Annotated in this window: 26 protein-coding genes; 24 read left to right on the top strand and 2 right to left on the bottom strand. The window is 36.8% G+C overall.

What is annotated here, in order from left to right; all coding sequences use genetic code 11:
- Positions 1–63 precede the first annotated feature (63 nt).
- From RNZ47_RS00915 to RNZ47_RS00900, 4 genes are all read left to right on the top strand, one after another.
- Entirely contained in the window at positions 64–585 is a 522-nt protein-coding gene (locus RNZ47_RS00915; protein WP_311935190.1) for a RidA family protein, read from the top strand.
- Positions 586–608: 23 nt separating this feature from the next.
- On the top strand, positions 609–1,019 hold the full coding sequence (locus tag RNZ47_RS00910) for a nuclear transport factor 2 family protein (protein WP_311935188.1): 411 nt from the start codon (positions 609–611) through the stop codon (positions 1,017–1,019).
- A 371-nt stretch (positions 1,020–1,390) separates the two neighbouring features.
- Positions 1,391–1,636, top strand: a complete 246-nt coding sequence (locus tag RNZ47_RS00905) for a hypothetical protein (RefSeq protein WP_311935186.1) — start codon at positions 1,391–1,393, stop codon at positions 1,634–1,636.
- Positions 1,637–1,676: 40 nt separating this feature from the next.
- Positions 1,677–3,719: a protein-disulfide reductase DsbD family protein gene (locus RNZ47_RS00900; protein WP_311935184.1), complete on the top strand. Its 2,043-nt coding sequence runs from the start codon at positions 1,677–1,679 to the stop codon at positions 3,717–3,719.
- Between the two features lie 132 nt (positions 3,720–3,851).
- Here the strand turns inward: RNZ47_RS00900 and RNZ47_RS00895 are convergent, their stop codons facing one another.
- Entirely contained in the window at positions 3,852–5,984 is a 2,133-nt protein-coding gene (locus tag RNZ47_RS00895) for an FUSC family protein (RefSeq protein ID WP_311935182.1), read from the bottom strand.
- A 219-nt stretch (positions 5,985–6,203) separates the two neighbouring features.
- A complete protein-coding gene (locus tag RNZ47_RS00890; RefSeq protein WP_311935181.1) occupies positions 6,204–7,793 on the bottom strand; it encodes an FMN-binding glutamate synthase family protein in 1,590 nt (529 codons plus the stop codon).
- A gap of 395 nt (positions 7,794–8,188) precedes the next feature.
- On the opposite strand from RNZ47_RS00890, the gene RNZ47_RS00885 reads away from it, so the two are divergent.
- From RNZ47_RS00885 to RNZ47_RS00790, 20 genes are all read left to right on the top strand, one after another.
- Entirely contained in the window at positions 8,189–9,022 is an 834-nt protein-coding gene (locus tag RNZ47_RS00885) for an META domain-containing protein (RefSeq protein ID WP_311935180.1), read from the top strand.
- A gap of 49 nt (positions 9,023–9,071) precedes the next feature.
- A complete protein-coding gene (locus RNZ47_RS00880) occupies positions 9,072–9,884 on the top strand; it encodes an SDR family oxidoreductase (protein WP_311935177.1) in 813 nt (270 codons plus the stop codon).
- Between the two features lie 50 nt (positions 9,885–9,934).
- Positions 9,935–10,996: a 2,3-butanediol dehydrogenase gene (locus tag RNZ47_RS00875; RefSeq protein ID WP_311935175.1), complete on the top strand. Its 1,062-nt coding sequence runs from the start codon at positions 9,935–9,937 to the stop codon at positions 10,994–10,996.
- A gap of 34 nt (positions 10,997–11,030) precedes the next feature.
- A complete protein-coding gene (locus RNZ47_RS00870) occupies positions 11,031–11,504 on the top strand; it encodes a Dps family protein (protein WP_311935173.1) in 474 nt (157 codons plus the stop codon).
- Positions 11,505–11,555: 51 nt separating this feature from the next.
- A complete protein-coding gene (locus RNZ47_RS00865; RefSeq protein WP_311935171.1) occupies positions 11,556–11,861 on the top strand; it encodes an HPF/RaiA family ribosome-associated protein in 306 nt (101 codons plus the stop codon).
- Positions 11,862–12,021: 160 nt separating this feature from the next.
- Complete coding sequence (locus RNZ47_RS00860) at positions 12,022–12,840, top strand: universal stress protein (RefSeq protein ID WP_311935169.1); 819 nt, start codon at positions 12,022–12,024, stop codon at positions 12,838–12,840.
- A gap of 51 nt (positions 12,841–12,891) precedes the next feature.
- On the top strand, positions 12,892–13,530 hold the full coding sequence (locus RNZ47_RS00855) for an HdeD family acid-resistance protein (protein ID WP_311935167.1): 639 nt from the start codon (positions 12,892–12,894) through the stop codon (positions 13,528–13,530).
- Positions 13,531–13,537: 7 nt separating this feature from the next.
- Positions 13,538–13,978 (top strand): GNAT family N-acetyltransferase, encoded by a 441-nt coding sequence (locus tag RNZ47_RS00850; RefSeq protein WP_311935166.1) that lies wholly within the window; start codon positions 13,538–13,540, stop codon positions 13,976–13,978.
- Positions 13,979–14,156: 178 nt separating this feature from the next.
- Entirely contained in the window at positions 14,157–15,059 is a 903-nt protein-coding gene (locus tag RNZ47_RS00845) for a DMT family transporter (RefSeq protein WP_311935164.1), read from the top strand.
- Between the two features lie 231 nt (positions 15,060–15,290).
- Entirely contained in the window at positions 15,291–15,593 is a 303-nt protein-coding gene (gene ureA / locus RNZ47_RS00840) for an urease subunit gamma (protein ID WP_311935162.1), read from the top strand.
- 16 nt (positions 15,594–15,609) lie between these two features.
- Positions 15,610–15,984 (top strand): urease subunit beta, encoded by a 375-nt coding sequence (locus RNZ47_RS00835; RefSeq protein ID WP_311935160.1) that lies wholly within the window; start codon positions 15,610–15,612, stop codon positions 15,982–15,984.
- Positions 15,981–17,708 carry an urease subunit alpha gene (ureC, locus tag RNZ47_RS00830; RefSeq protein ID WP_311935159.1) on the top strand — a complete coding sequence of 576 codons (1,728 nt, stop codon included), beginning with the start codon at positions 15,981–15,983 and terminating at the stop codon, positions 17,706–17,708. Before RNZ47_RS00835 ends, ureC begins: the two co-directional genes overlap by 4 nt.
- A gap of 25 nt (positions 17,709–17,733) precedes the next feature.
- Positions 17,734–18,240, top strand: coding sequence for an urease accessory protein UreE (gene ureE, locus RNZ47_RS00825; protein ID WP_311935157.1), 507 nt, complete (start codon positions 17,734–17,736; stop codon positions 18,238–18,240).
- A 65-nt stretch (positions 18,241–18,305) separates the two neighbouring features.
- On the top strand, positions 18,306–19,025 hold the full coding sequence (locus RNZ47_RS00820; protein ID WP_311935155.1) for an urease accessory protein UreF: 720 nt from the start codon (positions 18,306–18,308) through the stop codon (positions 19,023–19,025).
- 19 nt (positions 19,026–19,044) lie between these two features.
- Positions 19,045–19,686 (top strand): urease accessory protein UreG, encoded by a 642-nt coding sequence (ureG, locus tag RNZ47_RS00815; protein ID WP_311935153.1) that lies wholly within the window; start codon positions 19,045–19,047, stop codon positions 19,684–19,686.
- A complete protein-coding gene (locus RNZ47_RS00810) occupies positions 19,686–20,486 on the top strand; it encodes an urease accessory protein UreD (protein WP_311935152.1) in 801 nt (266 codons plus the stop codon). Before ureG ends, RNZ47_RS00810 begins: the two co-directional genes overlap by 1 nt.
- Before the next feature lie 4 nt (positions 20,487–20,490).
- A complete protein-coding gene (locus tag RNZ47_RS00805; protein ID WP_311935151.1) occupies positions 20,491–21,192 on the top strand; it encodes an urease accessory protein UreH domain-containing protein in 702 nt (233 codons plus the stop codon).
- Between the two features lie 375 nt (positions 21,193–21,567).
- Positions 21,568–22,872, top strand: a complete 1,305-nt coding sequence (nhaA, locus tag RNZ47_RS00800) for a Na+/H+ antiporter NhaA (RefSeq protein ID WP_311935150.1) — start codon at positions 21,568–21,570, stop codon at positions 22,870–22,872.
- Positions 22,873–23,079: 207 nt separating this feature from the next.
- On the top strand, positions 23,080–23,562 hold the full coding sequence (locus tag RNZ47_RS00795) for a GbsR/MarR family transcriptional regulator (RefSeq protein ID WP_311935149.1): 483 nt from the start codon (positions 23,080–23,082) through the stop codon (positions 23,560–23,562).
- Positions 23,563–23,574: 12 nt separating this feature from the next.
- Complete coding sequence (locus RNZ47_RS00790) at positions 23,575–24,717, top strand: efflux RND transporter periplasmic adaptor subunit (RefSeq protein ID WP_311935148.1); 1,143 nt, start codon at positions 23,575–23,577, stop codon at positions 24,715–24,717.
- The last annotated feature ends 25 nt before the right edge of the window (positions 24,718–24,742 follow it).

The raw sequence follows: 24,742 nt of genomic DNA, 5'->3' as shown, positions 1-24,742 counted from the left end.
TCACTGCTTAAATGTAAACCAACCTTTCAAATTGCATAAAAACATATTTAAAGTATAAATATCATGTTGAATAAAATAACAACAAAAATCCTGATAGGAATTTTATTTATAATTACAGTAGCTAGTTGTAATGACAAACCAAAAACCGAAACTACTGAAGAGAAATCAGAAATAGTTAAACACAAAGCAAAAGCTGAAACACCAGAATACTTTATGTTACGTCCAGAAGTTGAAAAAGCCTATGGCTATTCGCATGCCGTAAAAATTGGGAATGCCATAAAAGTTTCCGGAGCGGTAAGTATGGACGATGAGGGCAACCCAACAGCCATCGGCGATCTAGAACAGCAAATGAAAAACTGTTATGCCGATTTGGAAAAAATATTAAAGCATTATGGCTGCACGTTTAACGATGTGGTGGCAGAAAATATTTTTACCACAAACATGCCCAAGTTTTTAGAAGTTGCTGGTTACAGAACAGAGATTTATAAAAACCAATTCCCAACCGGCTCTTGGCTTGGTGTAAAGGAATTGGCGATTCCCGAATTTCTTATTGAGATAGAACTGGAAGTACACAAAACGAATTAAGGCCTTAACCTAAAACAACAAGCATGAAAAACAATCAAAATATTCAAGTTATCGACAAGCTATATGGTGCATTCGCAACAGGCGATATGCCCAATGTTCTGGGAGCTATGCATCCTAAAATTGTATGGAACGAAGCCGAAAGCAATAGGCTGGCAGATGGTAATCCCTATATTGGTCCAGATGCTATTTTAAACGGAGTATTTGTACGAATAGGAGATATGTACGAATCATTTGCGTTAAAAAACATTGAACTTCATGACATGATGCATAACAAAGTGCTCGCGACTTTGCGCTATCATTTTAAAGTGAAAACAACGGGTAAGCAAGAAGATGCTCAAGTGGCACATTTGTGGACACTCAATGATGAAGGTAAAATAATTGGCTTTCAGCAATATGTTGACACTAAGAAATTGGCTGACGCTGAGAAAGAATAGTTTTAAGCTAAAAACTTTTTCAGATTAATACTCTCAATTTATTCAGATGAATGCACAAGGTAATAAGTTGAATTACAAAGTGCCTTGGTCATTTAATTCAAAACCAATTTCGCCCATTTCAGCTTTAAATATCCAGTTGTTAAGTTGAGTTAGTCTTCAAAAAACAACCTTTTAAAGCATCTTTTGCATGAAAACCAGAGCCTTAATATGCTCTGGTTTTTTTATGCTTCTATGTGTTTCATTATTCAAAAAAAATATTCAGGAATTATAACGGTGTCCAATCATAAAATTATCATAAAAGCATAATAAAAATAAGGGTTTATACGTAAATTGCGCCTTTTTATAAAACCTTCTTTTTTAAAGCAAATGCTATGAAAAAAATGACATCTGTTTTACTATGTTTACGCCTTTTAAATCGTGGCGCGCAGGAGGTGGGTTTTAAAAATAACCCTTTGGCACGAAAGCGTGCGTGTGTTTTAGGCTTAAGATATATGGATAACCCTAAAAATTTCGATAATATTGTAAAAACAATTAAAGCAGAAGATATGAAGCTGTTTGCTAAAAAGTTAATGGACAAGGTTATATCTTCCGAAATCGTCGTCAAGCCTTTAAAATAAAAATATTAAAAAACCGATCCTAAATCATAAACAAAATCAAATGAAAAAATTAATCTTAATTCTAGCATTGGCTTTTGGTTTTAATGCCTTCTCCCAAGTATTTGACCCCGTTAAATGGAGCACATCCGTTGAAAAACTGTCAGATACCGAATACGTGCTAATTGTGGATGCCGTTATAGACAACGGTTGGCATTTGTATTCGCAAAATGTACCGGAAGACGGCCCCATTCCAACCACATTTGCTTTTGAGACCAATGCGGATTACGAATTAATTGACAAAGTGGCTGAAGAAGAAGGGCACACGATAAATGACCCGGTTTTTAATATGCGCATTAAGTTTTTTGACAATAAAGCGGAATTTAGGCAACGCATTAAGGTTTTAAACCAAGAACTGTCTATAGTGAAAGGTGAAGTTGAGTTTATGGTTTGTGATGATACACGTTGTTTGCCACCGAATTATGTGGACTTAGAATTTAACCTTTCGGGAACCACCGAAGCCAAAACAGTAGTAAAGGAAACCACATCCCCGGAAACAGCTACAACGGAAACTGCAACAGCCGACCCAATGGTAGATTTCCAGGAGCCTGAAAAAAAATCGACAACCCAGGCCGTTAAGCAAGTAAAAAAGGACAATAAAAAACAAGAGACAAAAGGTCTTTGGGCTATTTTCATCATTGCCTTTCTATCGGGATTCGCAGCATTATTAACGCCTTGTGTATTCCCGATGATTCCCATGACGGTGAGCTTCTTTACAAAACAAAGTAAAACCAAGGCCAAAGGCGTAAAAAACGCCATTATATATGGTATCAGCATTATAGCCATTTATCTTATTTTGGGTATAGCGGTTACGGCTATTTTTGGCGCAGATGCGTTAAATGCCATGGCAACAAACGTTTGGTTTAACCTTATTTTCTTTTTACTGTTAATAGTATTTGCAGTATCGTTTTTGGGCGCTTTTGAGATTGTATTACCGAGCAAATGGGTTAACAATGTTGATAAACAAGCCGATAGGGGCGGATTAATTGGTATCTTTTTTATGGCCTTGGCACTGGCTTTGGTCTCGTTTTCCTGTACGGGTCCTATTGTAGGCACGCTGTTGGTTGAAGCCGCATCAAAAGGAGGCATTGCCCCAATAGTGGGCATGTTGGGCTTTTCGTTGGCCATAGCTCTGCCATTTGGATTGTTTGCGGCATTCCCGGGCTGGTTAAACTCATTGCCAAAATCCGGAGGTTGGTTAAATACCGTAAAAGTGGTTTTAGGGTTTTTAGAGCTGGCTTTGGCATTCAAATTCTTGTCGCAAGCCGATTTGGTTTTACAACTTCATTTCTTGGAGCGCGAGGTGTTCATCGCCATTTGGATTGCCGTATTCGGAACATTGGCATTATATCTTTTCGGAAAAATCAAATTACCCCACGATTCGCCATTAACCCATATTTCCGTTGGTCGATTGAGTTTGGGGCTAATCGTACTGTCGTTTACCATTTATATGATTCCGGGGCTTTGGGGCGCACCATTGAACTTAATTAGCGCGTTTCCGCCACCATTGGATTATGCAGAGTCGCCTTATGGGGTAGGGAACTCTAAAACCGGGGGCGGTATTATGTCCAATGCAGAACAAGACTTGCCGGAAGGTGCGCATTTGTTGGCGCCACACCAGATTTTAGCCTTCAACGATTACGACAAAGGTATGGCCTATGCAAAAAAAGTAAATAAACCGGTTATGCTCGATTTTACAGGTTGGGCCTGTGTAAATTGCCGTAAAATGGAACAGAACGTTTGGGTAAACGACCAAGTGCTCAATGTGCTTAAAAACGACGTGGTATTGATTTCATTATACGTAGACGATAAACGAAAACTTCCGGAAAATGAAATTGTCGAATCTAAATTAAGGCCCGGAAAGAAACTAAAATACATTGGGCAAAAATGGAGTGAGTTCCAAACCATAAAATTCAAAACCAATACCCAACCGTTTTATGTGCTTATGGGACATGACGGTGAAAACCTTAACGATCCGGTGGGCTATACACCCGATGCAGAGGAGTATTACGATTGGATGAAAGTAGGGTTGAATAATTTTAAATAGCGAATCACGGAAAGTTTTAGTGTTATTGTGATTGCTGTTTAACAATGAGCCACTTTGGGAAACTTAAAGTGGCTTTTTTATTGGGATATCTAAATAAGCGTACTAAATTCTATTTATCGGCTTGGACCTCTTTTAATCCGTCTTGAATTTCGATGTTAATTTCAACATCTTTTCACTTAACGAAAACAACCAGTACATCTGTTCCCATATTAAGTGTGCTTCCTTGTGAGCACGTACGTTGTCTGTTTTTGAAATGGCTTCATTTGTAAGCTGGTCTATGGAAAATTTAAGCTTTTCAGATTGATTTTCCAATTCCAAAAGACTGGTTTTTGGTTTTGGAGCTTCAAAATTTATGGTTTTTAACTGCTTACAAACCGTATCGAGGTTTTCTTGAATTTTTTCGGAAATAATTTTGAATTCTTTTGAGGCTTCCGTGGTTTTATGATTTTGAATATAGGAACTCAAGGATGCCAATGAAGCTAAAAAATTATGGTTTATTTCAACGAGTTCATAAATGTCATCCATATGGTTTTGCTTCGATTCCGGTTCTTGTGCCATACGCTGAAATGCTGAACTTAAGTTGGACATTTGCACAAATGCTTTTTTCCGGTTTACTTTTAAACTTGTTGGCACTTTTCCTTTTTGTTGGTAATAACTGCTAATCGATTTAAAAAAAGCGGTATTTGCATTCAAACCATCTTTAATATTATCGCCAATTTCCATGAACGACCACGCTGGCCAAAGCCAACGCATGGCCATATAAGAAAGAATGGCTCCAATCATGGTGTCTATAACCCTAAACTGAATCACCTTTAAAATATCTGGCTGTAAAATGGCATAAATAAAAATAACACTTAGCGTAATAAATGTTGCCGAGGCCTTGAAATTTTTTTGAATCATGGAAAAGGCAATCACTAAAGACAGTACACCCAGTGCGCCATAAACATACGTGTTGCTTATTAAAAACACAACGCCACTAGCCAAAACGGCGCCAATTAACGTGCCAATAACACGGTCTTTAGAGCGCGTTTTTGTAAGTCCGTAACTGGGGCGCATGATTACAATTATGGTCAATATAATCCAATACGAATTTTGTAAATCGAAATACAAACCAATGCCATATCCCAGCATAACCGTAACGGCCAATCGTAGGGAATGCTTAAAAATAGTGGACTTAAAGCCTAGGTTTCTAAGGATTAATTTGGGATCGTAATCCTGTGCGTGTATAAAGCGATTGAGATAATCTTTAGTCATTAAATCATCCGAAGTTAATTCAGGTTTGCCCAACAACCATTTTATTTTTTTAAGCTTTTCAAATTGTTTTTTTTGATAATCCAAGAAATTCTGAAGCATTAAATAGCGTTCGTAAGTTTCCGGTTCTTTTTCGATTTTTAACTTCAGAATATCATTTTCAATTTTTTTAAAAGCCTCATTTAAAACTTTGTTTGATGGAAATTTATTCGAATTGTTAATGTGGTTTGCAATACTGCGCAATTGCGATGAAAATTCAGATATCAGCATCTGAAAATCGGTTTTAAACTCAGGATGTATTTTTAAAAGCGCATCCATTTTGTTGTAATTTACAGGGTTTGCAATGGCCGTTTCCAACAATTCCACCAATTGTGTAAATACCAATAAACGCTTACCGTGGTAGAAAGATTTGCCCGATTTTTTACGGTATGAAATTAAAACTTCGCGTAGCGTATCGTGATGCTCGGTGAGTTCAACCTTTATAGCCATGAGTTTTGTTTGCAGGGTGTCTCTGGTTTGTTTCTCGCCAAAAAGCTGATTTCTGGTATCTAAAAAATCAGCAGTTAGTAAAAAGATATCGTTCAACGTTTCTTCGGTATGTGCTTTTGGGTTGAGGTAAAACCAAATGGTTGATAACAATAAGTACCACATTCCTCCAGCACCAATCCATAAAGCGTATTGATATACTTCTAAATTTTCAGAAGTGTGTGCAAAACTCAGCACCAAAGCCAATAGTCCTGAAAAACTTATCATTGAGGCCCTAAACCCATAAATGGAAATAAAGGCAATGCTAAAAGTAAGCAGGCCTAAAACCGGAAAGAGGAAATAATTTGAAATTTCGAGATAGCCACCAATAAAACTGATAAGCACAACCAAAAACGAAGAAAAAAGAATACCGACTTGCTTATGCTTTAAACTCCCTGCCACATCACTTGGTGAGCACCAAAAGGCACCAAAACAAATGGCAAGTCCAATTTCAAAATAATTGGTTGCAAGGCCAAAAATTATGGGCAAAGTAATGGCAACACCAACTAAAACGGCTTTGGAAAAACTGGTGCTTTTTAAAAACTCTACTAATTCTTTGACGTTATTTGTTATAAAATTTGAAATAGGAGTCTAGATTTTACAATTAACCACAAAGATACTGTTTGAAAAAAGAAGCACGTTCTTTTATTAGCATAAGATAATTTAGAAAGCCATTGCACATCCTACATTATCAATAATGCTTCGTCGTTATTTCATAATGCGCGTAAGATGGAAAAATCGCTTATAGCTTTCTGGGATTGTATTAATGTTTAACAAACTACCTTCCTGCATAGGCGGATAAATTTCATCATAAGTCTGTACCGTATACAAACCTACTCTTTTGCTAATATGTTCTCTTCTTAATTCGCTAGGGTCGTTAAGGCCAGCTGCTGCAACAAGCTCTAAAAAGCTATGTATGGTAGCTTCGTGGTATCTATATGCCCGTGGTGCTTTATCTTCTACATCCAAACCTTTTACCAATGATGGGTTTTGGGTAGCTACACCAACAGGACAGGTATTGTTATTACACTGCAATGCTTGAATACACCCAATGGAAAGCATCATGGCGCGTGCGCTGTTGCAGCCATCTGCGCCTAAAGCTATGGCTCTTGCCATGTGGAAACCGGTAATGATCTTTCCGGCAACAATAACCTTGATGTCCTTTCGCAATCCAAAACCAACTAAAGTATCGTGCACAAAAATCAATCCTTCGCGCAAAGGCATTCCCATGGAATTTGAAAACTCAACGGGTGCCGCACCAGTACCACCTTCACCACCGTCTACTGAAATAAAATCGGGAAGAATACCCGTATAAATCATGGCTTCACAAAAATCCATAAATTCCTGTTTTCTTCCTAAGCATAATTTGAAACCTATGGGTTTTCCGTCGGATAAATCACGAAGTTTTTTTATAAAATGCATGAATTGAATAGGGTCTGAAAAAGCCGAGTGCGATGGCGGTGAGTGCACCGCTATCCCGGGTTTAATATGCCTAATTCGAGCAATTTCTTCGGTGTTTTTAATAGCGGGCAATATACCGCCGTGTCCTGGTTTTGCACCTTGAGACAGCTTTATTTCTATCATTTTTACTTCAGGGCGTAACGCATTTTCCCTAAAAGTAACCTCGTTAAACGTTCCATCGTCTTTTCTACAGCCAAAATACCCGGTTCCAATTTGCCAAATAAGATCGCCGCCATGTTTTAAATGATAGTCGCTTATGGCACCTTCGCCGGTGTTATGTGCAAAATTACCCATTTTAGCACCTTTGTTTAGGGCCAGAATAGCGTTTTTACTTAATGAGCCAAAACTCATTGCAGAAATATTTAACAAACTTGACGAATACGGTTGCTTACAGTCTTTGCCACCAATAATTAAACGTGGGAATGCACCAATATTCTTGGGGTTGTTTTTGGCATACATCGAGTGTTCCAACCACTCATAACCAGAATGATATATATTTAATTGCGTGCCAAATGGCTCGGTGTCGTTTTCACCCTTAGCTCTTCGGTAAATCAAAGATCTTAGTATACGGTTTAATGGGCGACCCTCGGTATCGGTTTCCACGAAATACTGCATGATTTCTGGTCGAATGGATTCCAGAACATACCTAAAGCGACCTATAAGCGGAAAGTTTCTCCTTATGGTGTGTTTTTTTTGGAGTATATCAAAAACACCCATTGTAATAAGCGGTGCTACCAATAGGAATAACCATAAAATAGGGAGCCAAAATACGGCTATAATCCCTATGGATACTACGACTATGGTTGAAATTAAAATAAACTTTTCACGAACTTTCATACTTTGTATTTATTTTATATTCATAAAGTAACAAATATAAGTTTAGTAAATAGAATCTCAAATTAAAAGATAGGAGTTTGATGTTTTTTTTATAATAATTCCTTTCGCTGTTCTTTTTTTAGAACCAAACTTTAAAACCACATGTGTTTTTATCGAAAAAACGACATCGCCATTACAAGGAAAACGGGATAAAATTAAGGAAATAGATTTACGATTATTTTTGAAACCTACTATAAAATAAGGAAAGTATATCGATTTCAAAAAAAGAATAGCAAAGATTTGAGATGCTAAAAAGTTGAAAAACAAATTTTAACAACACTTTAATACTATTTAGTTCGGAATGTGCCGAACTAAACGTATATTTGTGTAGTAAGATAAATCATAAAAGAATAAATATGAAAACTAAAATAACAACTATCGCACTTTTGGCTGTAACCATATTAAGTTGTAATAATGGAAAAAAAGGAAATTCTGAAACTTCAGAAACAAGCTTGGACCCAACAAATTCAGTGAAAAGTGTATCCATTGAAAATACGAAATGGATTATAGAATCAATAGAAGGAACAAACATAAACAACACAGAGGCCGATGGGGAAGAAATCTATTTCATTTTAAATTCAGAAACCAAGCGTGTTAACGGATACGCTGGTTGCAATACCTTTATGGGAACTTATACCATTGAAAAGGGAAACCGGATTTCGTTTTCACAATTGGCATCCACACGAAAGATGTGCCCGGATTCAAAAATCAACGAATCACAAATTCTAAGCATTTTTGATATGGCGGATAGTTTCATTATTTCTGGAAATAAATTGGCACTGAATAAAGCTAAAAGAGCGCCTTTGGCAGAGTTTAAAAAAGCAGAATCGACTAACCAGCCCATTGTTGAAAAATACTGGAAATTAAAAACCTTGAAAGGCAAGGACGTGGAGATGGCCGAAAACCAAGAGCTCGACATATTTTTTAAACTAAAAACAGAAGACAATCGTGTTGCGGGTTTTGCAGGCTGTAACAGCCTAAGTGGCGAATATACTTTGGAAAAAGGCAATAGAATTCGCTTTAAAAACATGGCAACAACCTTAAAAGCTTGTCCGGATTTTGCAGTTAACGAAGCCGAATTTTTAAAGATTTTTGAGCTTGCGGATAATTTCACGATTAATGACGATGTGTTATCGTTACATGTTGGAAAAAGAGCCCCTTTAGCCGTTTTTGAAGCTGTTTTATTATAAATAAACACCAATCGTAACTTATATAATTAACCATTAAAAATATACAAAAATGAAAGTTCAAAAAAACCTAATAGTTATTACGGGAGGAGCAGGAGGCATAGGTCAAGCTTGTGTAAGAGCTTTTAAAAATCACCCATTGATTTTAACGGATTATTCACAAGAAAGATTGAATGAAACTGTAGAAGTTTTATCAAAAGAAGGATTTAATGTTTCGGGAATAGCCTGCGACATTACATCTAAAAAAGATATTGAAAAGTTAACAGAATTCGTGGCCGATAAAGGTGCGTTAAAAGCGTTTATTCATACAGCTGGAGTTAGCGGAACTGTAAAAGATTTGCATAAAGTTTACACTATTGATTTGGTGGCAACAGAGCTTTTAGTAGATGCATTTTATAAACTAGCAGAAAAAGATTCTGTCGCTATATTATTATCGTCTATGATGGCACATACAGTTCCTGAAAATAAAGATTATGACGAAGCCCTTGCAAATCCGCAAGCACCAGAATCATTTGATACGGTGAGTAAATTTGTAAATAACGATTCCGATCTTATGTACAATTTTGCAAAACGAGGCGTACAATTACTAACCATTAAAAATGCCAATAAATGGGGCGAAAAAGGAGCGCGAATTGTATCTGTTTCACCAGGTGTTATTGAAACCCCAATGGCACTAAAGGCAGCAGAAGAGCATCCAGAACGCATGGAAATGATTAAACAAGCCACACCTTTAAAGCGTAACGGTCAGCCAGAAGACGTGGCCGAAGTTATCCGTTTTTTAACAAGTGATGCGGCACGATTTATAAACAGTACAGATATTTTGGTTGATGGTGGTGTGGTTCACAATATTAAAAAAATGGGATAATCGCACTGGTATTAAAATCAAAAAATAAATAACATTAAAAATATTATATTATGGAAACAATGAAGGCAGCTCGCTGGTATGCAGCGAAAGATATTAGAGTTGAGGAAACTAACGTTCCAAAACCAAATGACAATCAAGTAAAAATAGAGGTGACGTTTGCGGGTATTTGTGGTTCAGATTTGCACGAATATAATCATGGTCCACAACTAATTCCTGGCGATAAGCCTTATCCTTTAAATGGGCATCAAGGTGTAACCACGCTTGGTCACGAATTTTCAGGAGTTGTTGTTGAAACAGGAAAAAATGTAACGAAAGTAAAAAAAGGCGACCGTGTTACCGTCGAGCCTATATTTAGAAACCCAGAAAGTCCATTTGTGCCTAAAGGAGAATATAACCTATCGGAACCATTAGGATTTGTTGGTCTTACCGCCAATGGTGCTTTTGCAAAATATGTTGTTGTAGAAGAATATATGACCCACAAAATGCCAGACAACATGACTTTTGAACAAGGTGCAATTGTTGAGCCAGCTGCTGTAGCAGCTTATGGTTTGCAGCAAGGTGGCATGAAAATGGGAGATTCAGTTTTAATTACCGGAGCTGGCCCTATTGGGTTGCTTACACTTCAGGTTGCTCTGGCTAGTGGTGCGTCGCAAGTATTTATTACGGATATTTCTGAAAGTAGATTGGCAAAAGCAAAAGAAATTGGTGCAACACGAACTTTTGATGCCAGAGATAAGGATATTCCTAAAAAAATAAAGGACTTAACAGGAAATGGAGTTGATGTATTTATCGATGCTGCAGGCGTACAAGTGTCTTTTGATACTGGAATTGCCAGTCTTCGTAACGGTGGAACAGGAGTTTTGGTTGCACTTTTCTCAAAAGATATTACGCATGATGCCCTCGACCATGCTTTAAGGGAATTAACCATAAAAGGTATTATTGGCTATCGTAATATTTTTCCAGAAGTACTTGCGCTAATCAATAGTGGAAGACTACCTGTAGAAAAGTTAATCACAAATGTTATTCCTTTAGAAGAAATCGTAGAAAATGGGTTTGACGCATTGATAAAAGACCCATCGGAGGTAAAAGTATTGGTTGATCTTAACCTATAATAAATCAAAATGTAAAACTAAAAAATATATAAAAATGACAAATTTAAATTCAATCGGATTGGATGTAGAAAAATCCAAAATATTAGCAGAAAAATTAAACGAACTTTTAGCAGACTATTCAATATTTTATCAGAATATTAGAGGCTATCATTGGAATATAAAAGGCGATAAATTCTTTGAATTGCACGATAAGTTTCAAGAACTTTATGAAAGCCTATTTGTAAAAATTGATGAAGTAGCAGAGCGAATTAGAACGTTAGGCCATACACCAAATCACCAATTTTCGGTATATCAAAAAGAAGCGAAAATAAAAGAAAGTAATGAGGTGTCTAATGGAATAAAGGATGTAAAAGACACGCTTGAATCATTGAAAATTATTATTACACTTCAACGCGAAATTCTCGATTTATCGGCAGATGCGGAAGATGAAGGTACCAATGCATTAATGAGCGATTATATTAGAGAACAAGAAAAACTGGTTTGGATGTATTCAGCTTATCTTAAATAAGATATTCAAATCTTTTATAAAAACATTCAGTTGAATTTTAAACAAAATATTATGAAATACACAGACAATATTACAGGAATAAAAATTAACGTTCAGGCCGTAGATATCACTATTGGCGATGAGGTAAAAGATACCATTCGCAAGGCCATTTCTCGTCTTGACCGTGTTTATGGTAGAATAGAATGGGCAGATGTTTATTTGGAAGATAAATCGGAAAAAAAGACCGAACAAAAGCAGGTCAGTATTCGTCTTGGCGTACCGGGAAAGGATCCCTTTGCTTCAGATTATGGTGATAATTTCCACGCGCTTCTTACAAGTGTTGAAGATAAACTACGAAGACAGTTAGAAAAACTATAACTTTTTTAGCGGGCATTGTGCGTTTTATAATGCCCGCAGATATTTTGGTGAATGGTGGCGTTATCCGTAACATTTAAAAACGGGTAAACAGGCATGCGTCGTAGCTGTAAAAAAATTATGCTACTTTTAAAAAAAATATTAACGATTAAAAAACACAACCATGGAAAACATAATCATACCAATTGATTTTTCACAGCAAGCAGAATATGCCCTTCAAACGGGTGCCATATTGGCGAAAAAACATAACGCCACACTACATGTATTGCATATGTTGGAATTGTCGGACTCTTTAATTACCTTCTCAAATAGAGCTAACAATAGCGAAATGCTGTTTTTGTTAGCCTATGCAAAAAAGAGATTTGAATCCTTTTTGGATAAGGACTATTTAAAAGGCGTTAATGTTGTGCCTGTAATTAAAAAACATAAGGTTTACAAAGAGGTTGATGCGGTGTCCAAAGAATTAAATGCAGATTTAATTATTATGGGCTCACAAGGCCTTACGCTTCAAGATGGCATATTTGCGGGTTCCAACGCAGAGAAAATGGTGCGCCATAGTAGTGTGCCGGTTTTAATTGTGAAAACAGAACCCAAAGATTTTAGCCTGGACAATGTGGTTTTGGCAACAGATATGAGTGCGGAAAGTGTACAGGCATATAAGAAAGCAGTAGACTTGTTTTCAAAATTGGGAAGCCATGTCGATCTTGTGTTTGTTAATAGACCAAATACCGGATTTGTCAGCTCTAAAGTTTTTAATAAAAGAGCAAAAGCATTTGCCGAAGCAGGCGGCTCAAAAAAAGTTGAGTTTATTGCTGGATACACCATTGAAGATGGAATTATTCAATATGCCGACGACACAAACGCCGATGCTATTGCCGTAATTACTAATGCAAGAAGAGGATTAAACCACTTAATAAAAGGAAGTGTTTCTGAAGATCTTGCAAACCATTCAAGACGTCCGGTTATTACTTTTAAATTATAATTAATCGTCTTTCTTTTCAATTAAAATTATGAATCATTAAAACACTTAATAATGGAAACTTCATTTTTAAAAACAATAAAAAGCACCATTAAACATTGGTATATTCCTTTACTAGTGGGCTTGTTTTTTGTAGTTGTAAGTATTGTGGTATTTGCTTCGCCAGAAGGTTCGTTGCGAGCATTATCCTTACTGTTTGCATTGTCATTTTTGTTAAGTGGACTTTTTGAAGGCGTTTTTGCGCTCGCAAATAAAGACCGTTTGGAAAATTGGGGTTGGTCGCTGGCATTTGGTATCATCACTTTAATGGTAGGTGTATTGTTATTGTTAAAACCAACCTTATCGATTACGGCGTTAGCTTTTTATATTGGTTTTGTTATCCTATTTCGTTCCATTTCAACTATTGGTTTTGCTATGGACGTTAGAAAATACGGTAGTAAAAATTGGGGCCGACTTTTAGTCTTGGGCATTATTGGTGCCATTGTATCGTTCATTCTTATTTGGAACCCGATTTTTGCTGGCTTGAGTGTTATCATATTGGTGGCTTTAAGTTTTTTGTTTGCAGGACTTTTTAATATTTTCTTTGCTTTACAGTTAAGGAAATTGCATAAAACGTCTAAAAAAATATCTGCGGAATTGATAAAACGATACGACGATTTGATGATAGAAATCCGAAACGAGTGGCATGATTAACAAAAAAATGACAATAAATAAAGCCAAATTACAAGACCTTGAGAGCATTATTGCTATAGAGCAACAGGTTTTTAATACCGATAGTTACCCTGCTTTTGTACTGAGACAATTATTCGATATTTCCGGCGATTATTTTATAGTCGCCAAAGAAGATGATAAAATCCTAGGCTATGCTTTGGGAGGTTTAAATACACAGAAAAAACAAGGTTGGATATTGTCTCTTGGAGTGCATCCTGATGCCAGGGGAAAAGGATTGGGCAAACAACTAACCCAAAGGTTAATTGAAGTTTTAAAAGCTGAAAACACAAAGGAAATTGCCTTAACCGTATATCCAGATAATACGTCTGCCATAAAAATCTATAAGGATTTAGGATTTGAAGGCAATGAAGTTTTAGACAACTATTTTTTTGATAATGAAGACCGAATTGTCATGAAAAAAATGAATTAGTAAGAATAGGAAGTGTTAGAAAATAAAACAGTCATTAATAATAGTGATGCCAAAAATGGGTAAGTGGGCAAACCCTATTTGTAAATGGTGGTGGAGAACAAACATTGGAGTGATTTATAAAAAAATTAGTTTTTAAAAAAGCAGTTATTCAAAAATAACTGCTTTCATATTTTTTGCCATGAGACAATTTTTCAATAACCGTTGGGTATTATTATTGGTCATCACATTAACTTGGGGGAGCTCGTTTATGCTGATAAAAAAATCACTCGTCGCATTTACGCCCTACGAAATTGGTGCCATTCGTATTGTTGGTTCTGGGCTGTTGTTGGCAATTATCGGTATTCCGGCTATAATTAAAATGTCGCATAAAACCTTGCTTTGGGTAACTGTAGTTGGCTTTTTCGGTAATTTTTTACCCATGTTTCTTTTTCCTATGGCACAAACTAGAGTAAGCAGTTCTTTGGCAGGAATTTTAGATTCCTTGGTGCCGGTTTTTGTGCTGGTATTCGGATTTTTGCTCTTCGGAATTAAGAGCCAATTATCTCAAGTTGTCGGTGCAATCATCGGTTTTTTAGGTGCAGCAAGTTTAATCTATTTTTCGGATGCCAATACAGAAGGATCACAATTTGGATATGCCATGCTAATCGTTTTGGCGGGTGCATCCTATGGCATAAATGCGGTGGTAATTACAGAGCGAACTTCAAAAGTAAAAGCCGTAGAGTTAACCGCAGCGGTGTATACCATTTGGGCGATTCCGGCCATGGTTATATTGTACTTTACGGGATTCATTCAAAGTTTTGAAATAAAACCAGAAAACATACAGCCATTAGGTTATTTGGTGTTTTTAACCACTTTCGGTACGGCCATTGCCATGTTACTGTATTATAAATTAATACAGAATACCTCTGCGGTTTTCGCAAGTACGGCAAGTTATTTATTGCCGGTTGTAGCGGTAATTTGGGGCATTATTGATGGTGAAAAATTTACATTTTGGTATGTTTTGGGCGGGGTATTGATTTTAATTGGCATCTATCTAATTCGAGAAAAAAAGAAAAATCCCAAATTGGCACCTCGTACCTAATTCAATGGTCTAAATATTTCCGGTCGGTCGTTTTATAATTTAAGGTTAAGCTTATAACATCTTTCGTAAGTGAAGTGGGTAAAGAAACAAAAATTGGCGTAATAGATTAGTTTTAATATATTTAAAGAAATTAAACTACCATGAAGCGATGTCGTGATAAACATTATCGTTCCCTGGAATGATTAATTGCTAGCAACATCTTAACCATTAATAACCTTAAAAGATAAACGCATGAAACTAACTTCAAGAGAAACAGAAAAACTCATGCTCTTTTTAGCAGGAGAACTTGCAGAAAAACGAAAAGCAAGAGGCCTAAAATTAAACCATCCAGAATCCATAGCCTTAATAAGTTCAAGATTGCATGAATTGGCCAGAGACGGAAAAAAAGTGGCAGAATTAATGCAAATTGGCGCCACATTTCTTACTAGGGAAGACGTTATGGAAGGTGTTCCTGAAATGATTCAGGATGTGCAAATTGAAGCCACTTTTCCAGACGGAACCAAACTCGTTACAGTTCACAATCCAATTCGTTAATAAAACAAAGAGCAATATGATACCAGGGGAATATATTTTAAAAGAAGAAAAAATAGTGTGTAATGCCAAACATGAAAGTATTACATTAAAAGTGATTAATACTGGTGACCGACCGGTTCAAATTGGTTCTCACTATCATTTTTTTGAAGTTAACAAAGCCATGGCTTTTGATCGTGAAAAAGCATTTGGAAAGCGCTTGGATATTTTGGCAGGAAATGCACTGCGTTTTGAACCGGGCGAATCTACCGAAGTGCAACTTATAGATATAGAGGGAAGCAGAAAAGCTTATGGTGCCAGTAACTTAACGCAAGGCGATACAACCTCAAAAGAGAGTTTGGAGAAAGCGATGAAGAAAATGCAATCTGAAAATTTTAAAAACACTAAATCATGAGCTTTAAAGTAAACAGAATTAAATACGCCAATATATACGGCCCCACTGAAGGAGATAAAATTCGTTTGGGAGATACCGAGCTGTTTATCCAAATTGAAAAAGATTTTAATAAAGACCACTATGGTCAAGAAAGCACCTTTGGTGGCGGAAAAACCGTGCGAGATGGTATGGCACAATCGTCAACCAAAACTAGAGATAAAAATGTTCTCGATTTTGTTATTATAAACGTTATAGTCATCGATCACTGGGGCATTGTTAAAGGTGATGTGGGCATTAAAGATGGCAAAATTGTAGGTATTGGCAAAGCGGGTAACCCCGATACTATGGATGGTGTTGCAGATAATATGATTATTGGCGCATCCACAGAGGTACATTCCGGAGCAGGTCTTATTTTAACGGCTGGAGGCATAGATACACATGTTCATTTTATCAGTCCACAGCAGGTAGAGCATGCATTATTTAGCGGCGTTACTACCATGATAGGTGGCGGGTCCGGACCTGCGGATGGTACCAGTGCAACCTTGGTTACGTCTGGGGCTTGGAATTTAGAAAAAATGTTTCAGGCCACCGAAAATTTCCCGATGAACGTGGGCTTTTTTGCAAAAGGAAATTGTAGCACAACAGCGCCTTTGGAAGAGCAAATTGAAGCTGGAGCACTTGGCTTAAAGGTGCATGAAGACTGGGGAGCTACCCCAGCGGCACTCGACGCGGCGCTTAAAGTTGCCGATAAATATGATGTTCAGGTTGCGCTGCATGCCGATAGTTTAAACGAAGCCGGATTTTTAGAAGATACGGTTAAGGCTATAAATGGAAGAACCATACATACCTTTCATACCGAGGGCGCGGGTGGTGGACATGCACCGGATATTATGAAGATTGCTTCGCATCCTAATGTGCTTCCTAGTTCAACCAATCCAACCAGGCCATACACCATCAACACGATTGATGAGCATTTAGATATGCTTATGGTAGCGCACCACTTAAAAAAATCCATTCCCGAAGACGTCGCTTTTGCTGATTCAAGAATCAGAAAAGAAACTATGGCTGCCGAGGATATACTTCATGACTTAGGGGCCATTAGCATGATGAGTTCAGATTCTCAAGCCATGGGAAGGGTAGCCGAGGTTATTATAAGAACATGGCAAACCGCGCACAAAAATAAGGTGCAACGTGGCTATTTAAAAGATGATGCAAAAATTGAAGCCGATAATTTCAGGGCTAAAAGATACATTGCTAAGTACACCATTAATCCAGCGCTTGCGCATGGTATTTCCAAATATGTGGGCTCTGTTGAATCAGGAAAAATGGCCGATTTGGTACTGTGGAAACCAGCATTTTTTGGCGTTAAACCAGAAATGGTAATTAAAGGAGGCATGATTGCAGCAAGTAAAATGGGAGATCCCAACGCTGCTATTCCCACACCGCAACCCGTTTTAATGCGAAAAATGTTTGGAACCTTAGGGACTGCTGTTCAAAAAACGGCGGTAACTTTTGTATCTCAAGCAGGACTAAATAACAACATTGCTGAAAAATACGGTGTTAAAAAGGAATTATTAGCTGTTGAAGGTTGCAGAACAGTGGGCAAAAAAGACATGATACACAACGATGCAGTACCACATATTGAGATCAATCCTGAAAATTATGAAGTAACAGTCAACGGGAAAGTCATTACCTGTGAGCCTCTTGAAGTAGTTCCATTAGGACAGCGCTATTTTCTTTTTTAATCGTGTTTTTTTATAAAATAAAACTATGATCTGTAAAGAAGTAATTGGCAATTTAGAAACATATTCCATTGGTAACAAGACTAAAGATATCCTAAACCTGCAATGGTTTGAGGCTACAAAACGTATTATGCGTAAGCGTACGGAGGCAAATCAAGAGGTTGTTATTAAATTTTTAAAGGAAGGAAACAGGCTAAAAGAAGGGGATATTCTTTATGTAGATGAAGCGAAAATTGTAGTCGTAAATATTTTGCCATGCGATGCTATACAAGTAACGCCAAGGTCTATTTACGAAATGGGTACGGTTTGTTATGAAATTGGGAATAAACACCTGCCCCTTTTTATTCAAGACAATCATGTGCTTATTCCCTACGAAAAACCGCTGGAACGTTTGTTAGTAGCTACGGGTTACGAGGTTACAAAAACGCATTGCAAGCTACTCAATATGTTAAAGGCCAATGTAGAGCCGCACCAACACGGAAGTGTGGGAAGCTCACTCTTTTCAAAAATTCTTGAATTAACCACTAAAGAATAGAACAAATTTGAACTGCTGCTGCCACACAAGTTATTTAAAGACAGCAGTAGTTAAATAGGTAACCAATGAAAAAAAATAATAACATAAGTGAAACAACAAAGCTCGGGTCGCTTTTGGAAATACTTCATATTACCGACCCAACACTTCCCATCGGTGGGTTTTCGCACTCAAATGGTTTAGAAACCTATGTTCAGCAAAACTTAGTGCATAATGTTAGCACCACTAAAAATTTTGTTGAAAGCATGCTTAAAAACAATTATACATACAATGATGGACTTGCGGTTAAATTAGCTTATGATTTTACCATTGAAAATAACTTGGAAGAACTCCAGAATTTAGACCTCGAATCTCATGCCTTAAAAGCGCCTTTTGAAGTTCGCGATGGCAGCGTGAAATTAGGAATCCGACTAATAAAAATATACAGCAAGTTATTAAATAACCCTTTTTTAAATACCATTAATACCTGTATTTTAGAAAACAAAATGCATGGGCATTACGCTGTGATTTATGGAATAATAACGGCATTGTTAAAAATAGACCAAGAAAAGGCAATCTGCGCATTTTTATACAACGCCGCGGTAGCTATGGTAACCAACGCAGTAAAGCTTGTTCCATTGGGGCAAACGGATGGGCAGCAAATAATCTATGATGTTCAAGGTCTTATTGAAAATCAAACATCAGAAATAATAAAGCTAGAGCGAGCAATGTACGGCGTTTGCAATACGGCCCTGGATATAAGGTGTATGCAGCATGAGCATTTATATTCAAGGTTATTTATGTCGTAAACAAAACAAAACAAAAACAATGGAAGAAAGAAAATATATTAAAATAGGCGTTGCAGGACCCGTCGGTTCCGGAAAAACAGCCTTGATTGAAAAACTAACAAAAAGAATAGCGAAAGATTATAGCATTGGCGTAGTAACCAATGATATATATACAAAAGAAGATGCCAAATATCTTGAAAAAAACTCGTCATTGGAGGCCAATAGAATAATAGGTGTTGAAACTGGCGGGTGCCCACATACGGCAATTCGAGAGGACGCCAGTATGAATCTTGAGGCGGTTGACGAACTCATCATCAGACATCCAAATATTGAGATTGTCTTTATTGAAAGCGGCGGCGATAATTTATCTGCGACCTTTAGTCCGGATCTTGCCGACGTTACCATTTTTGTGATTTCGGTTGCCGGAGGAGCTGATATTCCCCGAAAGGGAGGCCCAGGTATTACCCGTTCAGATTTATTGGTGATTAACAAAATGGATTTAGCACCTTATGTGAATGTTGATTTGAAGGGAATGGAAGATGATGCTCGTAAAATGAGAAATGGCCAACCTTTTATTTTTACTAATTTAATGAAAGATGAAGGTTTGGAAGGGGTGTACCAATGGATTAAGCATTATGCGCTGGTAGAAGAACAGGCTGAAGAACCTCAAGTACTAAAATAATGGAAAGATACAGTCTTACAACTGGGTTAAGGGAGCAAACCATATTGAAAGATGTTTACTTTACCGCGCCATTTAATTTAGTGGAAGTTAGGGAAAACAAGAAAAACCAGTTGTTGGAGATGATGGTGATGTCTTCGTCACCCGGACTCTTAAACGATGATTGTTACGATATTAATATTGAGGTTATCGATGGATCTGCTTTAAACTTACAAACCCAATCGTATCAGCGCATTTTTGTTTCTGAAAAAGGGACAAACCAAAACATGAAAGTTTCGGTGGGTGAATCTGCTTATTTTAGCCATGTACCACATCCGGTAGTGCCTCATAAGGGCGCAAAATATACAGCGAAAACTACCATTCACCTTAAAAAAAGCAGCACGCTTTTGTGGGGGGAAATATTAACATGCGGACGAAAATATATGGCCGAAGGTGAGCAGTTTCAATTCAAAAAGCACCATGCGATTACAGAAATATATCAAGAAGGTATTATGATTTTTAAAGACAATCTCTATATTGTTCCTAAAGAAATAAACCTTGAAGAATTTGGGCAATACGAAGGATTTACCCACCAAGGAAGTTTGTTTTTTGTTACGCCACAAATCGATGTCGCTCAGCGCATGGAACATATTTCCAAAAGGCTATCAAAAGAAGAAGGCATTACTTTCGGTATTTCTAAAGTGATGGATAACGCCTATGCGCTCCGTGTTTTAGGAAACGAAGCGGAACAGCTTTATAAGCTATTCACCCAAATTAGAAAAGAAGAAGATAATGCAATTAACCAAACTTTAGGCATCAATTAACCACATGGAAACAGAACTAAGCATTTTATTATTTACGGCTATTTCGGTTAGTGTACTGCATACGGTTTCGGGTCCCGACCATTACATTCCCTTTATAGCCATAGGCAAGTCAAAAGGGTGGAAACTGCCAAAAATAGTTATGTGGACAGCCATTTGTGGTTCGGCGCATGTATTGGCTTCGGTATTATTGGCCATAGGTGGCGCTGCTATAGGGTTTTCTTTAGGGAAAATTGATGGATTAAACGAGGTAAGAGGCGGTTTGGCAAGTTGGGCTATTTTTATATTCGGAATTCTATATTTTTTGTATGGCCTTTACAATATATATCGAGATAAAAGGCACAAGCATTTTGATGTTTACGATGACGGTTCGGTATATGTTTTTGAGCACAATCATAAACAAATGACTTACCCTACAAACAGAAGAAAAGTAACACCATGGATTCTTCTTTTAATATTTCTATTGGGCCCTTGTGAAGTCTTATTTCCTTTGCTGACTTATCCGGCGGTAGAACAATCTTCGTTTACTATGTTTTTACTAATTGGCACGTTTTTGCTCACCACGGTTTCAACCATGATGTTGGTAGTTATGTTGCTGTATTATGGGTTCAGTTTTGTAAAAACCGAATGGTTGGAAAAAAACATTACACCAATTTCGGGGCTGTCCATTGCCATATGCGGTATTGGTATGGTTTTTTTAGGGTGGTAAACTTTCTTTTTTTAAAGCGTGGCGTTTTACTGAATTTCCAGAAATATTTGGCAAATGCTATTCCAAAACCATGGCAATTTTACAAGTGAATTATAAAGCGGTTATTCCCGTTTATGCACTTTTGTGAATGTTACAAATTGGTTAATATTAAATGGAGGCTTTAGCTTTTAAAACGACGATAAGTGCCTAAATACAAATGTGATATTCTTATTTTCAATCACTTGTAATTCTTTTTTTAATGAGTTTTAATGGGGCTGCAATCGCTCCAATCTGTTTTGCAGGCTGTGCTTATTTTAATAACTAATTGAAAATCGCAACTTATTTAATGATTTTTCTTGTGATGAAATCTTATATTTGACCAAATTAAAAAGGCATATGATAAAAAAGGTTTTCCTTACACCATTTCAAAAATTCGTAAAAATTGAAAGCTTTAGTGGTATCTTACTGCTGTTGTCAACCGTTGTTGCGCTTGTTTGGGCTAATTCATCTTTTGGCGATTTTTACCGAGAGCTTTGGCAATACGATATTGGAATAGTAACGGAAACTTTTGAATTTAAAAAACCTTTAATCCTTTGGATTAACGACGGCCTAATGGCCATATTTTTCTTTTTAATAGGCCTAGAAATAAAAAGGGAATTGTTGATTGGTGAGCTCAATTCTGCCAAAAAAATAGCCTTTCCGTTAGTTGGGGCTTTAGGAGGTATTTTGGTGCCGGTAATTTTCTTTGTTGTATTAAACCAAAACCCTGATACTGCCAAAGGTTGGGGCATACCTATGGCAACAGATATTGCGTTTTCCTTGGCCATTTTAAATGTGTTGGGAAAACGTGTTCCTTTAAGTCTAAAGATATTTTTAACAGCTTTTGCCATAGTTGATGATATTGGCGCGGTATTGGTTATCGCCTTGTTTTATAGCGGAACCATTAATATGAGCTTGTTGTTGGTTGCCATGGTGCTGTTGGGAATTTTATATGTTTTCTCGTTTAAGGGATTTTATTCGAGTTACGTGTTTTTCTTTTTCGGAACACTCATTTGGTTCTTATTTTTAAAATCGGGTATTCATCCAACGGTAGCGGGAATATTAATGGCGTTTTCGGTGCCGATAAGGCAAAAAATTGATACGTCAACATTTATCGAGCAATTGGAAAACGTGTTTAAAGATATTAAAAGTGCCAGTGTTCTTAATGAGCCAATTCTATCCACAGACCAAATTCGGCATATTGATGATTTAGAAGATTGGACTTCTAAATTCCAGTCGCCTTTACAGCATTTAGAAAATAATTTACACGGTTGGGTGGCTTATTTTATTATTCCAATTTTTGCTTTTGCAAATGCAGGAGTTTTAATTAATGGTTCAGAAAACCTGGACACAGCCTTGGTTACCAATATCGTAATCTGTTTAATTTTGGGCAAGAGTATTGGAATTACCTCACTGGTTTTGTTGGCTAAAAAATTTAAATTAATTACCATTCCAAGTGATATTAGTTTCAAACAAGTTATAGGCGTTGCGTTTTTAGCGGGTATCGGGTTTACCATGGCTATTTTTATCTCAAGTTTGGCTTTTGCTTCGTCTCCGGAATATATAGATTCTGCTAAAATTGGAATTCTTATTGGATCTTTTATTTCAGCTATAATTGGCTTTATCATCTTACGATTTAATTCTAAGAAAATAGTCACCTAAGAAACAGTAATTCAATACGTTTTGTTTTCTTTCTTTATAATTTCCCTATTTTAAACATCTAATGGATTTGTTTTAATCGACTGATTTTTAGTTAATTGATGGAATTATGACTTTCTTTCATTTTTTAACAAACACTTAACATTGATTAGTTCGGTATGAATCGAACTAAGTGTATATTTGCACTATTAATTTAAATGATAATCTAAAATGGAACAGTCTCAGCAAAAGCAACAACTCATTGAAGAAGTGGGTGTTCATTTAGAGGAACGTGCAAACCTTTCGCCTTTGGCTTCACGCATTTATGCTTTGCTTATTCTTTCGTCACACGAAGGCATGAGTTTTGAAAGCATTGTAAGCACTATGCAGGCCAGCAAGAGTTCTGTGTCTAGTAATATTAATGTGCTATTGCAGTTAAGTTATATTGAGTATCATACAAAACCCGGCGACCGGAAGCGCTATTTCCGAACATCAGATTTCTATATTAAAAACGCCTTGGAACAACAAAGTCATCTTTTGGAAAAAGGGCTTAAAATTGTTCAAAAAATCAATCATTTTAATGAAGACCATAACCCGGAAAAATTTAAAAATGAAAAAACACTTGGCTTATTGTATGAGAACCATTTGAATGAACAACTGCAAAAAATACATCAGACATTAATTGAAATTGAAAAATTAAAAAAGCAAGCTTAAAACACTAAAAACATGAAATTTATCACTAAAAACGTATTGCCACTGTTATTACTTTCTTTAGTCGTTTCTTGTGGAAACGACCAAGCATCTCAAAATTCTGCAGCAAATAAACAAAGCGCCATGGCTTTACCCGTTGTTGAGGTGCCAACCAAAACGGTTACCACATTTACAAACTTCCCAACTAGTATTGAGGGTGTTGTAAGTAGTGAGGTACGAGCTAAAATTTCTGGTTATATCACAGATGTTTTGGTGGACGAAGGACAAAAAGTACGCAAAGGTCAAACCTTATTCAGGCTAGAAACACAAGCCATGAACCAAGATGCCGCTGCGGCAAAAGCCAATGTAAATGCGGCGCAAGTAGAGGTGGATAAATTGATTCCTTTAGTAGAAAAAAACATTATTAGTTCGGTGCAATTGGAAACGGCCAAAGCCAAATTACAACAAGCCAAAAGTGCTTATAACAGCATTGTTTCAAACATTGGCTACGGCACTATAAAAAGTCCGGTTGATGGCTATATTGGCGATATACGTTTAAGAAAAGGTTCGTTGGTTAGCCCGTCCAATCAAATGCCATTAACAACGGTTTCAGACATTAGTAGCGTATTTGCTTATTTTTCAATGAATGAACGCGAGTATATCGATTTTATTCAGAATGCAAAAGGCAATTCAAAAGAAGACAAAATTAAAAATCTTCCTGAGGTGACCTTAATTCTTGCCAATGGTAGCGAATATTCAGAAAAGGGAAAAATTGAAACCATCAACTCGCAAGTCAATAAGCAAACAGGAACCATTTCGTTTAGAGCCTTATTTAACAACGCAAACGGCATTTTAAATAATGGAAATAGCGGAACGGTAAAAGTGCCAAAAGTTTACGAAAATGCTTTGGTGGTACCTCAAATAGCGACATTCGAAAATCAGAATAACAGGTTTGTTTACACGCTTAAAAAGGATTCAAATAATGACACGGTTGCCATTTCAAAAGCCATTCAAATAAAAGGAAAGAGCGGTAATTTATATATTGTTGAATCAGGTTTGGAAAAAGGGGAAACCATTGTTGTAAAAGGAGTAGGGAAATTACGTGATGGTACTTTGGTGCAACCTCAAAAATCAGATTTTGATAGCATTTCACAACCTATTAAAACAGAATTTCAATAATACATAGCGTTTCATTTCGAACACT

Source organism: Hwangdonia seohaensis (assembly GCF_031932625.1).
In the GTDB taxonomy this organism is placed as follows: Bacteria; Bacteroidota; Bacteroidia; order Flavobacteriales; family Flavobacteriaceae; genus Hwangdonia; species Hwangdonia seohaensis.
This window is presented reverse-complemented; position numbering and strand designations above follow the sequence as displayed.